A 12,378-nucleotide genomic window follows, 5' to 3' on the forward strand; every position below is an offset into this window, starting at 1 on the left:
CCCGCGAAATCCCGCCACCACAAGGCCTATCCCTTGGGCCTGGGTGTTTCTCCCGCACCGGCCGGGATGTCCGGTCGAAGGATGGTGATGATCGGGCGGGCTCCCCGGCGCCGTTGCACGCCGACCAAACCGGCCTGTTCCAGTGCGGCAAGGGCGCGGTAAAGCGGCTTCCGGCTGCACCCCGCCAGATCGACCGCCTCTGCGGTCAGCCTGAACGTGGAGGATTTCTTCACGCCCGACAGAAACCAGAGCGCGGTTGCCACGGCGGATGCACTTCCTGGCAGCCTGTTTGCTCGCTTTAGCCATTCAAACGGGATGGTGCGCACGTAGCGCGCTACCCGCGTGTACGGCCGGAATTCTCCGCTTGCCGCGTCGAACCTCAGTCTCTGTTCGCCGGTTGGTGCAGTGGATGAAGCACCAAGCGGGTGCGGCATGATGTTGGTGACCAGCATCAACCCAGCCCTCCTTCGACCACGGCATTATCGTGGCCAAGCAGCCCCATCACCTGGTTCCACATGGCGACGTTCTTCGTCTCCAGGAAGCGTCCGGGCGGGCGGATGATTTTCGCTTCGCTGCCCACCTGGAACCCGCCCAGCACGATCGTGCTGGCCTCACGCATGATGGCCTGGGTGCGTGCAACCGCGCCGTCGATCTCGGCCAGCGGCGCCTCGATCAGCACCGCGTCGTGCACCGGGGCGCAAACGCGGATGCCGGCCTCTTCAAGCATGATGCAGGCAATGCGCAGCATCTCCGCACCATCGGCCTGCATCGGGAAATTGCGCAGTGTGCGGGGTTTCGTCTTCGCCTGCACATGCAGGGTCCAGCCGAACGTGGCGCGGAGCCGCCCCGTCAGCATGGCGCTGTCCACCATGCCGTCCGACCATCGCCAGAACGCCGAATAGGCCCTACGGTGCGCCAGCAACAGCTGCCTTGCCTCACCCAGGCTGATACCGAGCTTGCGGGCCAAGCCGTGCTCGGTCATGCCGAATAGGACGCCGAGCGCGCAGACCTTGAACCGTTCCCGTTCCACCGGGTGGGTTGTCTTGGTGGCGCCGGCCGGCACCGCGCCGGCCTGGGCCGCGAAATGCAGGTAGAAATCCCCCGACCGGTAACCGGCTTGCATGGCCTCGTCACCGGACCGCGCGGCGGCAATGGCCAACTCCTGCTGGCTGAAATCGATGTACGCGAGTGCCATGCCCGGCTCCGGCCGGATCAGGCCGCGCAGCCAGGACGGCAACCCGAAAATCCAGGCCGTGGTCGAAGGCTGATTACGGCCCGTGAGCGAGGAGAACGGGAACAGCGGGGAGCGGTTGCGGCTGTCATCGCCCACCGCCAGCTTCAACTCGCGGAAGCTCACCAACGTTTCGCGCAGCTGGTGCAATGGGCGCAGTTGGGGATGGACGCGCGCCATTTCCCGGAAGGTGCCTTTGTCCAGGGCGATGCCGCCGGACTGCAGCATCGGCCAGGAGATGCCCTGGTCGGCTAGGTAGGCGCCGAATTTAGTCGCGCGGAAATGCCCATCCTCGAACACGCCGTAATTGGCATCGACGGCCTCGATCAGAGCGGCGCGCAGTTCGGGTCCGCTCGCGCGCAGCGCCGCCAGCGTGTCCGTATCGATGGGCACGCCGCGGTGTTCCGCAGCTGCGGCCGCCACCGTGTAGCCCCCGCGCAGCAGCGCGCGGGGCTGATCGATGAGACCACCTTCCATGCGGAGGAAAAGGCGCTGCAGGGCCATGACGTCGGCCTCGCAATACGCGATGATCTGGCCGCGCTCATCATCAGACCAGGGGCCACCGCGTAAGACCAGATCGCGCATCGCGTCCTTCTGCGCTGCGTCCATGCAGGGCTCGCCGAAATAGGCCAGCGCGCCGACCAAGCCGTTGCCCGCCGGCAGGGGCAGGCCGTTGGTCAGGTTGCGGAATTCCGCGTATAGATCGAGCACGTTGGCCGGCACCCGCCAGCCCAACGCTTTGAAGCAGGCCATCTCTGCCGCAGCGTTGTAGGCGACAAAGAGCGCATCCTCACCCACGGGGAACGGGGCTTGCGTCATCGCGCGAAGATCGTCTTGCCAGACCTTCAGCACCTTGCCGGAAATCAGCTCGCGGGCCACCAAGCAAACCGGGTGGAGAGCGTTGCCCTCCACCAAGCCCGCGCGGCGATACTCAAAGTCGACGGCCCAGACGCCGTCTTTGAAATCACCACCCATCTTAGATTTCGCCTAGCAGTTGGCGGATGAGCGGGTGCTCCTTGCTGTCGATGACGCTGCCGCGGAAGGCAACGGTGAGCAGCTCATCGAACGTTTCAGACGGCCACCGGGGATCGCCGAGGTTGCCGCCGGCTTTGATCACCGTATAGGCACCGGCGCGCAGGTCCGCCGCGATCCTGATCCAGTTTTCCTCCGCCAGCGTGGCGCCAGCGGCCAGCGACATATGCCATCGATTGCTGCGGCCTTCGGGGCTTGGCAACGGCACGGGCAAGAAGAACGGCGTGCCGAACTGCGTCGCGCCCAGGCGCAGTTCATAAGCCCGGACCTGGTCGGGCACGAGCGCGGCGATTTGCGGGGTGATGAGGTGCATGCCCTCCCCGCCAATTTTGCCAGCATCAAGGAGGTTGTATGAGGCGCGGAAATCATCGCCAACGCGGAGGCGCCAGTATTGGCCCCTCGGCGGCTTTCCTACCTGCACATCGACGAGAACGGGCATGCCCTGGGTGAGTGCCAGCTGGCTCGGATCCAGGCGTAAGTCCAGGATCGAGGCCGCCGTTAGGGAGGTCGTGTTCAGCAGATCGCTGGTTTGCCCATTGCTGGGCGGGGTCTTCGGCTGCGTGGTAGTCAAAGTAGTTGCTCCTCTTGTGAAAGTTTCGAGGAGCGCAGAATTATTCATACGGCACGTCGTTGTGGAATTTTAAGAGGCACGATTTCCGTTCTTATTTTTTGACATGAGTTTTGCGCGATACCTTAGGCCTGCAACCACGAAGCTTCGAGCACATATCCCGGCATCCAATTGTCCGGGTGCGGTGGTAATCTGCGCCAACCCTCGCGTATGTCGGCGGCGAGCAAATCCTCCTCCGGTATGGGTAGCCGACCATCGGCGCGGATGGTGGTCGCGCGCATCTTTCGCTCCAGGGACCTCTCAACGTCTTTTGCGATCACCTCGTGGCCAATGCCCTGCCCAAGCCAGGAGCAGGAAAGCAGGCGGTTTATAACCTTGAAATCACAGTACGCGTATAGCCGCTGGCATGAATCCACCAAGCGATCGACTAGCTGGCGTATCTCCGTCACCCATTCCTCGTTGGTGCGCCTGGTCATGGCGTATTCAGGGTTCGCCGTGTTGAGATGCTCGATCGCTTTTGGCAATTGGTCGGTGGTGAACCTGGCAATGTCTGCGGCGCCGTCATTTCTGATGTAAGCGTCTTGAAGATATGGATCTGGGGCCAGACGCTCAAGTTCCTTCATTGCATTTTGCAGAGACCTAATAGCGCGCTTCCGGCTCTTTGTCTGGGGAGCCGAAAAAAATACGTACTCGTCATCGAGGACACGCCTTGATAGTGCAGCGCAACGATGGATGAAACGGACCTCGCGTTCGAGCTTTCTGGCCCGCTTCAACTCGTCGCTTGGACGGTCAACAAGGTCTTCTCGCAGGATCACGGCTTTGGCCAGCCCCTGCTGGAACCGCCTCTCTAGAATCCCTATCGCGACTTGGAAGTCGCCGGTGTGGACCATGGCGGCCACATAGGGGGTTTGCCGCAGCAGATGATCGAAATCGGCCAATTCATCTGGCTCCGGCGATTTCCAGTACTCGAATATGTGACGGTGCTGGATGCAGAGCTCGTTCAGTTCCTCGAATTCTGCATTCCCCATCCTGGGTATCCGGCTGTGTCTGATTTCCATTTGGTTCCCCCTGTGCGCGGCGTATTCCCCCGTTGCCGCGTCCGTCAACACCCGGTTTGGCCGAGGCAGTCGTCAAGGTGGACCAGTTTGACCCGGGTGCCATGTTACTTACCCATAATCATTGGAATGGGACGCGCGGTAGCACCGGTACCCAACGGCATGTCATGGTCCCGCCCGCGCTGTGCGGGCCAAGCAACCCCGCACCTTGGAGACCACCGACATGGTTCAAAACCCAACCCAGCTCCGCACCCTGGAAGAGCTGATTCACCAGCACGCGGAGAGCAACGATCTACCCCGCCACGTGCCGCATTTGCGCCTGGCCGATGCCCTGGCGCGCGGTACCGATCCGCTGCGCCTGATTGAATACTTCCAAGACCTGGGAAAGAAGATCGACAACTTGGAAGACCTGTTCGCCGCCTGCACAGACCCCGGCGAGGAAGAGATCGACGCCTACCGCGTCGAGGAAGGCATCGCCGTCTTTCTCGTTCCGGATGGCCAATGGTCGGTCTTCACCAAATGACCGAGGCGGCGATGGAATCCAGCACCCAGACCGCATCCGCCAGGTCCGCGTTCGGCGCCGGAGGCGGAAGCGGCCGCGACATTGTCTCCTGGTGCGCGACCAGCGCCGGGCGCCATGTCGCCTTTGTCAGCATCGACCTGATCCCGGGTCGACCGCTTCGCCTTTGGGGCGCGGCGGTGGAGGTCGCGGATGGCGGCGCATTCATCCGCCTCGCCATTCTCGGCCCCTTCGACGGTTGGAGCATCAGCCAGCTTCTGGCCGTGGCGCTGGCCCGGTTCGAGGCGGAGCAGGCGCACGATCTCGGCGAATCTGCCCTGGCCGAGATCGTCCGCCACCTGGACCGTGCCGCCGCCATGCACCGCGAGCCGCAGGACGGCTGGGCGGTGCCGCCGGTCTCCTTTGAACCGGCACCGCCGGGCAGCCCGGCCTCGCCGTTCCCATGGAGCCTGGCCAGGGCTGGGCGGTTCGCCATCCAGATGTGCCCGGATGTCGAGGCGCGGCAGCGCGGCGTCACGCCCGAGCAACTTCTGACCGTGATCGAACTGGCGCTGACCAGCTGGCTGCCGGTCACGCCGTGGCGGCGGAGCTGCTGGGAGGCGCGGCGCGAGGTGCGCGCGGCGCTGGCGCTGGAGGCGCAGCGCGCCAGGGCGCGCTGGGCGGCGCGTGTGGCAGATTGCGACGCGGAGCCGGACCCGGGCTGAACCGGCCCACCCGCCTGGTTACTTCTTCCAATATAGATGGAGGAAGATGCCCAGCACGGCGTGGCGCATCGGCGCTGAGGCCCAACCGCTCAACCGCATGTGATGCTCTCGCCCAGGCCGCTGCCGGCCCGGGCGATCCATCCACCCCGAACCAGCAGGAAGCCCCGCCCGCAAAGGCGGGGCTTCCTGCGTCTGGAGCCCATCACATGGACCAAGACGAGACCCACACGCTGGAGGAATTGCTCACGCGCTACTCCAGCATCGAGAAGCTGCCAGAGGTGCAGCGGATCAAATTCGAAGACGCCGTCCGCACTGGCGAGGACCCGCTCAGGATCATCGCGTACTTCAAGACGCTCGGCATCGCGGTGCGCGAGCCGGCCGACCTGTTCCTGCGCAATGACGCGCTCGACGAAGAGGAGATCAACGCCTTCAAAATTCCCGAGGGTGTGGCTGTCTCCGTCGAAAGCGACGATCTGTGGCTGGTGTTCGAGGTGGACAGCGCCAGCGTGTCTGAGCTGTCAGGTGGAACCGAAACGATCATGTCCGGCAGTACGGCGTTGCCTTCCTCCAATGCCGCAGGAGAGCCACGCCGATGATCGACTTCGACGAGACATCCATCGTCGCCGTGCGCCGCACCTGGGATGGAGAGCGGTTCGCGCTGTTCACGAACGCCGATATGCAGGCCTTTTGGGAGCAGAAATTCTGGACGGTGGTGCTGGACACGGGCGGCGACGGCTTCGGCCTGCCGGTGCGGTACGGCACGGTCAGTTCCGCGCCGTCTGGCTGGAGCCTGAGGGAGCTGCTCTGCATCGCGCAGGCGCGCGCCGCGCTGGAATACGCGCGGGTGCCGGAGGGCGGCGCCCTGGAGGTGCTGGAGGCGCTGGGCAAGGCGATCCGGCTGCTGCCGCCGGGCGATGCCATGGGCGGCGACGGGGTCGGCTTCGCGCCCGGCGGCCAAGCTTCGCCCTACCGCTGGACGGTGGCGCGGTGCGGCGATCTGTCGATCGAGCTCTGCCCCGATCCCGAAAGCCGCGACGAAGGCATCACCCCTGAGCAATTCCTGATCATTGCCGACGAGGCGCTGCGGGACTGGGCGGAGCGGGCGCCGTACATCTCCCGGCTGTGGACCTGCCGCAACGCCGTGCGCGAGGCCCTGGCGGCGGAGATCAGGCGGGTGCGGACCGCGCGCATCGCGGCGGATGAAGCCGGCGCGACGGGTGAAGTAGGCGAAGGCGGATAGGGCAGGGGACAGACCGGCGCGGTATGCGGATTGATCGCCAACGCGCCTCGCGGGTTTTGAACCTTCAAGCGTGGCCCTGCCATCTTCCCCGTCGGCCAATGCGGGCCGGCGGCGGCCTTTGGCGGCAAAGTTGGGTCTCCGAACACCTCCATGGACGAGCCGAGGCACGCCCGCCCTGGCATCCGAAGATGGAGACAATCCCGACATGGCCAAGCACATGACCGCCGTCGCCGAGACCAGCGACAGCGCGACAAGCACGATCATCGGCACGGACACCGCCGAACCAGCCGCGCCGATGAAGCTGCTCACCGCCCGCCAGGCGGGTGAGCAGCTCGGCGTCTCACCGGAGACGCTGGAGCGCTGGCGCGGGGCCGGCACCGGCCCGGCGTTCATCCGGCTCTCGGGCCGGTACATCCGCTACCGGCCGGACGATCTGGAGGCGTTCATCGAGGCCCGCCGCCGCCAGAACACGGCGCGGGCATAGCCGTGCGTGCCCCAACCAAGAAGCCCGTGGCTGGGGGCGTGAAGCCCCAGCGCGCGGGCGTCCCCCATGACCCCCACGCCCAGAAATGGAAGGACCACCATGCCCGCCGTCACCATCACGCGCAGCTCCGTGCAAAAGCTGCCGCCGCTGCCCAAGGGCACGGCCAAGCACCGCGTCTTCGACAATAAGCTGGTCGGCTTCATCGCCGAGCAGCGCCGTAGCACCGTCACGTTCTACTTCAGGTACAAGGACGCGCGCGGGCGCCAGCACGAGGTCAGGCTGGGCCGCCTCGGTGACGTCACCGTCGACCAAGCGCGCAAGCGCGCCGAGCAGCTCAAGGCCGAGGTCAGTCTGGGCGGCGACCCCGTGGCGGAGAAGGCGAAGCTCAAGGCCGTGCCCACGGTGGAGGAGTTCGCCCGGGAGCGTTATCTGCCGCATGTGCATGAGCGCCAGCGCTCCGCTCAAAATGTCGATGGGTATCTGCGCCTGCGCATCCTGCCCGCTATCGGCAAGAAGGCGCTGGACGAGGTGACGCAGGCAGATGTCGCCGAGATGCGCAGGAAGTTTCAAGCAGAGGGCCTTGCCAACGGCACCGTCAACCGACACCTCGCCACGTTGCGGGCCATGTTCAACCAGGCACTCAAATGGGGCCTGTACGAGGGCAAAAACCCAGGCAGTTCGCCCGGAATGCTTCGCGAGACGCACAGGGACCGGTACTTGTCCCCGGCCGAAACGCAAGGGCTCTTCCGTGCGCTGGCCGCCGATCCTGACGAGACTGCCGCCAGCGTATTGATGCTGCTCGTCGTCACCGGCGCTCGCCGGGGCGAGGCGCTGAAGGCGAAATGGGAGAACGTGGATTTCGACCGCTGCATCCTCACCGTGCCCCGGTCCAAGTCCGGCCGCACGCGGCACGTGCCGTTGTCACCCATGGCCATGGCGATCCTCCAGCGCCAGTTCGCCAAGCGCGCCATCCATCAGGATAACCAGTATGTGTTTCCGAGTGCTCGCCGGTCGGGCAAGCCGGTGGAGGGCGTGCGCGGCGCCTGGATACGGGCCAAGAAGGCAGCTGGTCTGCCGGAAGATCTGCGCGTCCATGATCTGCGGCACAGTTTTGCCAGCGCGCTGGCCAATGTCGGCACACCGCTGAACGAGATCGGCACGGTGCTCGGACACACGCAACTTTCGACGACGCAGCGTTATGCCCATCACAGCCCGCAACGGTTGATCGACACCGCAACGACAGCACTGCGGGCGTGGAACCTGCTGCCCGAGGCAAAGAATGCCGAGGCGGTGGAGGTGGACGCGGTGCAGGAAGACGCGCGGGACGCGGCCTGACCCAAGCAGGCGAGCCAGAACCTCCACAACCACCACGCCGGAACGAAGCAGCAGAACGAGAGGCAGGGGAAGGCGCCGAAGCGCCTTCCCCGATCCATCACCGAATCAGAAACTCGAAAGGAACCACCATGCAGAACGAGACGAGCCGGCTTGCCGCCGCCGAGATCGCGCCGCCGCGTCGCGGGCAGACGCCAGCCCCTGGGGGCAGGAAGCGCGGCCTCTGGAGTCGCTTGCCGGCGGCCGTGAAGATCATCCTCACCCTGCCGGTGGTGATGGCGCTGCTGGGCGCCGAAATTGAACTGAGCCTGGCACCCCAGCTCGATCTCGTCCTCACCGCCGCCGGCGTTTGTGCCATGTGGGTGTGGTTGTCTGGCGGGCCATCGGGCTTGGTGTGAGCGGCGCAGACTTCGATGGTGCGCTGGGCGGAGATGCCCGGCGCACCTTCGGCATACCATCTTTTCTGCTCAGGCTGAGATAGGCTAGAGACCGCAGTAACGGAAGACCATATATATTTGGCTAATCTCTATGCGAGGCCGTTTATTGCCACATGGTATTGACCGATCTGTCCAATTTCGGTGTCCAAGTCCAACCCATTGAATATCCGACGTGCTGCGGGTTGGCCTCGTATAATAGGCTCGGCGGTGAAGTATAGGTCGAAGCCATTTTGATGCGCCATACCGATTGATGTTGCACCTCCCACTGTCCGATCTGATTCCTCGTACACCATCTTGTCGATTACTCGGCGAGGCACCCTCTTTGTAATGTGCTCTTCGGTATTTCGGTATTGTACAAGTGTTGATTGGAACGTCCTGTTGCCGCTGCCCAGTACAAGCCAGGGATCACCATCCAACTGAGGGGGAGTTGGATAAGTGAGTTCCACCCGAAATCCGCCTGAGTCGTCACGCCCATCTATGTGAGCAAGCTTATATTTCTGCTGGTGCGGGCACCATCCGAAGAACGCAGCCGAGAACATCCCGTCACTCCTGAACTGACGTCTTTCTGCCATGAAGCGTTGGGAAAGCCTGCGTATAAACTCGGCGATCTCCTCAAATACAGGTGGATTGGTTTGATCGCCAGGGCGCGTTAGCTTCTGGAGAAGCGTGGAGGCCGTTATAGCAGTCATGGCGGCTGGCAATGCAGCTCCAGCAAATACGAATCCGTATTGTGTCCAGTAGTGTGGCCGCCTGGGGAAGCCGGTACCCATCGCGCTCACTGCAACGGGAATCGAATAAATTTTGGCTGCAATCTCAGTCGCTGGCCGATCGGCATTGCCAGCAACTAGACGAGTATCTGCAGCGCACCATTGATATCCATCTTCTTGCCACACGACTGCTATCGTCACAGACATTCTCCACCGAGGTACGTGGGAGCGAGGCGATCTCCCAAAGAGTTGTGATGCTGTACTTATTGCGTATTCAACGAGCACTATCTGACGCGTTCTCGCCACTAATATCAAGCACGCGAGAGTGTTTGGTTTGGACCTCGTGAGCTGCTGGGCGCTGAAATCGAACTGCGCCTTGCGCCTCAATCATCCTCACCACCGCCGGCATCTGTGTCATGTGGGTATGGCTCTCCGGCGGGCATTAGGGCATGACCTAAGCCTCCATCTTGGTGGCATTACTCCAACCGCCGGTGGGCGGTTGGAGTAATTCGTTTTTTGTCACCGCCCGGTGATAGAAAGGCTTGGGCCCATTCAGGCAACGATCTCCCGCTTCAAATTGGAGAGTCTGGCTTGGAGCGCGCGGTTCTACGCCAGAACCACCAGACGCCGCCGGCCAGGAGCAGCAAGTCGATCATCGGGGGGAAGTGAAGGCGAATTTCCGCGCTGCCCATCAAGAGGATCAACAGTGCCGCCCCAAGGATGCGCAGCATTGGCGTCAAGAAAGTGGAACTGGCCGGAGCCGGAGCCGGAGCTGGAACGGGAGCGCCTTCTTCATCCAAATGAAGCCACACGGTGGTATCGTCCAGCTCCGTCTCCACCAACGCCCGACGGGTCAGGACGCCACCCACCTTCACCGTGGCGCCGGCGGCCCGCAGGGCGTCGGCAACGAGGTGCGCCGCGTAGTGCCGCCGGGGGCTGACAGACCCCTTCAGGCTTATGGTGATGGCATCGGCCATGGCGAAATCCTCCTGTGCGGTCATTCGAAATTGTCCAGCGCCGCCGTGAGGCGCGCCCGGTATGCCTGGGCGAGCGTCTCCGGCCCCAGGATGGTGAGCGGCACGCCGCAGCCGAAGATGGCGTTGCAGATTTCCGCCATCCCGGCCGCGCGGAAGCGGATGAGCAGCCCGCCGTCGGGCGTCGCCTCCTGCGTCTGCGTGGAATGGAAGCTGAAATCCCGCAGCAGGGCGGCGCGGTTGGGGGCGGCCCGCAGCACCACATCCAGGGCGGCCTCGCTCATCACGCCGAGGCTGCGCGCGGCGAAGTCCTCCATGGAGAAGTCGTCCGCCAGATCGAAGTGCCTGCCCGTGGGCGCCGCCGCCTCGATGTGGCCGAGGGTGAATTTCCGGTAGGCGCCGTCCTCCCCGCGCCAGACCAGGTAGTTGCGCCCGCCGAACAGCAGGCCGCAGGGCCGCGCGATGTAGTCGCGGGCATCGGCGCCGCCGCCCTTGCGGTACGTGATGCGCAGCTCGGCGCAGGCCAGGATCGCCTCCTGCAATGTCGTCAGCAGGCCGGCGTCGGCGGCGGGGCGGGGAGCGGCCCTGGTCACCAGGGCCTGGGCCGCGTCCAGAGCGGCCGCGTCCACCCGCACGGCCGCGGGTTGGCCCTGCTCCAACTTGTCGAGCAGGATTCCGAAGGACGCGGCGACGGGGCCGGCGGCGACATCCGCCAAGGCCCGCGCCGCCGCGCGCGCAGCCGCCAATTCCGATGGGCTCAAGATGGCGCTCGCCAGTCCCTGCGCTCCGGCCAGGCGCTTCCGCAATCTCGGCGACGCATCGTCCGGGACGGTCTCGATTTCGAAGCCGAGGGCTTCCAGCGCGGCCAGATCCCGCTCCACCGTGCGCCGGGTCACGCTGTGGCGGCGGGCCAGTTCGCTGGGCAGCAGGCCCTGCGGCGCGGCAGCCAGGTCCCGCGTGATCGAGAGCAGCCTTGCCGCCTGACGATTTCGTTGCATGGTCATCCTTTCAGCGTCCGGCACGTTACGGGGCCGGATGAAGGATGACCAGAACCCGCGCGGATGGGTGCGACCTCAGATGTCGCACCTCAACAGAACCCATTTGAGTTCTTCCTTAATAACACAACAGTGGGGCGCCTTTTTAATCAACGAATCTCGGCCTCAATCCGAGATTCAAATGTGAATTTTTGATTTCCCATTGCGAAGTCATAAGGACACCGATACTGTGGCGTAACGCAACGCAGGTATCTATATGGTAGACAAGGATAATGACGGCTCCCGCCTGATGAAGGCAGTTGAGGCCGTTGCAATCACTCCAGCAGCAGCGCGGGCCATCACTGAGCGATATGAGGGGCAGATTCGCGCCGGCGCTGGGAAGTTGACAGACCGGGAAGTTACTGACCTAGTCATCAAAAAGATCATCAGTCGTTACAGCAAAATGGCGAGTATGGTCGGCGGAACCTCCGCACTGGCAGGGGTGATCCCGGGAGTTGGGACCGCAGCTGCAGTCGTTGGTGGTGGAGCAGTTGATGTTGCGGCATGCACAAAGCTGCAAATTGATATGACTATGTGCCTCTGCGTTGCGATCAACAGAGAGATGACGGACGAAGACGCAAAGCATATGTCTTACGTTATTGCTTTGTCGGGTAGCATCGAGGGACTTGCCAAATCTTCAGGCGCCCCTGCTGCATCAAAGGCAGCCGTTAAGGTCGTGGAAAATACCCTTAAAGGTCCGGCGCTCGAAACCGTTAAGGCTTTGTTCAAGACCATCGGAATCACGTTTACCCGCAAGGCGTTCGTTAAAGCACTCCCCTTTGGAATTGGCGTTGTCGTTGGTTCAAGTGTGAACTACGGCCTCACGCTGTTTGTTGGTCGAGTTGCCCGTGACGTCCTATGGGCAGATTATACAAAAAGAAGCGAGGCTTCCTTGACGCCGACCTCCACTGAGATAGCTGAACCAGAAGAAAGACTTGCAGCAGCAGACTAACGTTAGGGTTAGATGACAGGGCCGCCGCGAGCACTCAATGCCCCTAAGTACATGTGTGTCGAATTTCATCTAAATGATTGAGGAGCGCTGGGCGCATGTGCCCAGCGC

At 63.4% G+C, this 12,378-nt stretch carries 15 protein-coding genes; 8 read left to right on the forward strand and 7 right to left on the reverse strand.

Annotation, left to right across the window (positions count from 1 at the left end):
- Nucleotides 1–26: 26 nt before the first annotated feature.
- From AB7D48_RS03570 to AB7D48_RS03585, 4 genes are all read right to left on the reverse strand, one after another.
- Nucleotides 27–452 (reverse strand): hypothetical protein, encoded by a 426-nt coding sequence (locus AB7D48_RS03570; RefSeq protein WP_427975949.1) that lies wholly within the window; start codon nucleotides 450–452, stop codon nucleotides 27–29.
- Nucleotides 452–2,206 (reverse strand): DNA polymerase, encoded by a 1,755-nt coding sequence (locus AB7D48_RS03575; RefSeq protein ID WP_427975950.1) that lies wholly within the window; start codon nucleotides 2,204–2,206, stop codon nucleotides 452–454. Before AB7D48_RS03575 ends, AB7D48_RS03570 begins: the two co-directional genes overlap by 1 nt.
- A gap of 1 nt (nucleotide 2,207) precedes the next feature.
- Nucleotides 2,208–2,834 (reverse strand): hypothetical protein, encoded by a 627-nt coding sequence (locus AB7D48_RS03580; RefSeq protein ID WP_427975951.1) that lies wholly within the window; start codon nucleotides 2,832–2,834, stop codon nucleotides 2,208–2,210.
- Nucleotides 2,835–2,956: 122 nt separating this feature from the next.
- A complete protein-coding gene (locus AB7D48_RS03585; protein WP_427975952.1) occupies nucleotides 2,957–3,889 on the reverse strand; it encodes a hypothetical protein in 933 nt (310 codons plus the stop codon).
- A 205-nt stretch (nucleotides 3,890–4,094) separates the two neighbouring features.
- On the opposite strand from AB7D48_RS03585, the gene AB7D48_RS03590 reads away from it, so the two are divergent.
- From AB7D48_RS03590 to AB7D48_RS03620, 7 genes are all read left to right on the forward strand, one after another.
- The gene (locus AB7D48_RS03590; RefSeq protein WP_427975953.1) at nucleotides 4,095–4,409 is read left to right on the forward strand and encodes a hypothetical protein; all 315 of its coding nucleotides are present in this window, start codon (nucleotides 4,095–4,097) and stop codon (nucleotides 4,407–4,409) included.
- Entirely contained in the window at nucleotides 4,388–5,110 is a 723-nt protein-coding gene (locus AB7D48_RS03595) for a hypothetical protein (RefSeq protein WP_427975954.1), read from the forward strand. The genes AB7D48_RS03590 and AB7D48_RS03595 overlap by 22 nt, the downstream gene beginning before the upstream one ends.
- Nucleotides 5,111–5,316: 206 nt before the next feature.
- Complete coding sequence (locus AB7D48_RS03600; protein ID WP_427975955.1) at nucleotides 5,317–5,706, forward strand: hypothetical protein; 390 nt, start codon at nucleotides 5,317–5,319, stop codon at nucleotides 5,704–5,706.
- Nucleotides 5,703–6,350: a hypothetical protein gene (locus tag AB7D48_RS03605; RefSeq protein ID WP_427975956.1), complete on the forward strand. Its 648-nt coding sequence runs from the start codon at nucleotides 5,703–5,705 to the stop codon at nucleotides 6,348–6,350. Before AB7D48_RS03600 ends, AB7D48_RS03605 begins: the two co-directional genes overlap by 4 nt.
- A 130-nt stretch (nucleotides 6,351–6,480) precedes the next feature.
- Nucleotides 6,481–6,834, forward strand: coding sequence for a helix-turn-helix transcriptional regulator (locus AB7D48_RS03610; protein WP_427975957.1), 354 nt, complete (start codon nucleotides 6,481–6,483; stop codon nucleotides 6,832–6,834).
- Between the two features lie 99 nt (nucleotides 6,835–6,933).
- Nucleotides 6,934–8,169 (forward strand): phage integrase, encoded by a 1,236-nt coding sequence (locus AB7D48_RS03615; RefSeq protein ID WP_427975958.1) that lies wholly within the window; start codon nucleotides 6,934–6,936, stop codon nucleotides 8,167–8,169.
- Nucleotides 8,170–8,297: 128 nt separating this feature from the next.
- A complete protein-coding gene (locus tag AB7D48_RS03620) occupies nucleotides 8,298–8,564 on the forward strand; it encodes a hypothetical protein (RefSeq protein ID WP_427975959.1) in 267 nt (88 codons plus the stop codon).
- A gap of 128 nt (nucleotides 8,565–8,692) precedes the next feature.
- On the opposite strand, the gene AB7D48_RS03625 is transcribed toward AB7D48_RS03620, so the two are convergent.
- From AB7D48_RS03625 to AB7D48_RS03635, 3 genes are all read right to left on the reverse strand, one after another.
- Nucleotides 8,693–9,511, reverse strand: coding sequence for a hypothetical protein (locus AB7D48_RS03625; protein ID WP_427975960.1), 819 nt, complete (start codon nucleotides 9,509–9,511; stop codon nucleotides 8,693–8,695).
- 371 nt (nucleotides 9,512–9,882) lie between these two features.
- The gene (locus tag AB7D48_RS03630; RefSeq protein ID WP_427975961.1) at nucleotides 9,883–10,311 is read right to left on the reverse strand and encodes a hypothetical protein; all 429 of its coding nucleotides are present in this window, start codon (nucleotides 10,309–10,311) and stop codon (nucleotides 9,883–9,885) included.
- A complete protein-coding gene (locus AB7D48_RS03635; protein WP_427975962.1) occupies nucleotides 10,308–11,282 on the reverse strand; it encodes a helix-turn-helix transcriptional regulator in 975 nt (324 codons plus the stop codon). The genes AB7D48_RS03630 and AB7D48_RS03635 overlap by 4 nt, the downstream gene beginning before the upstream one ends.
- A gap of 253 nt (nucleotides 11,283–11,535) precedes the next feature.
- Here AB7D48_RS03635 and AB7D48_RS03640 point away from each other — a divergent pair, with 253 nt between their 5' ends.
- Nucleotides 11,536–12,270, forward strand: a complete 735-nt coding sequence (locus AB7D48_RS03640) for a hypothetical protein (protein ID WP_427975963.1) — start codon at nucleotides 11,536–11,538, stop codon at nucleotides 12,268–12,270.
- The last annotated feature ends 108 nt before the right edge of the window (nucleotides 12,271–12,378 follow it).

This window comes from Acidocella sp., assembly GCF_050253495.1.
Lineage (GTDB): Bacteria > Pseudomonadota > Alphaproteobacteria > Acetobacterales > Acetobacteraceae > Acidocella.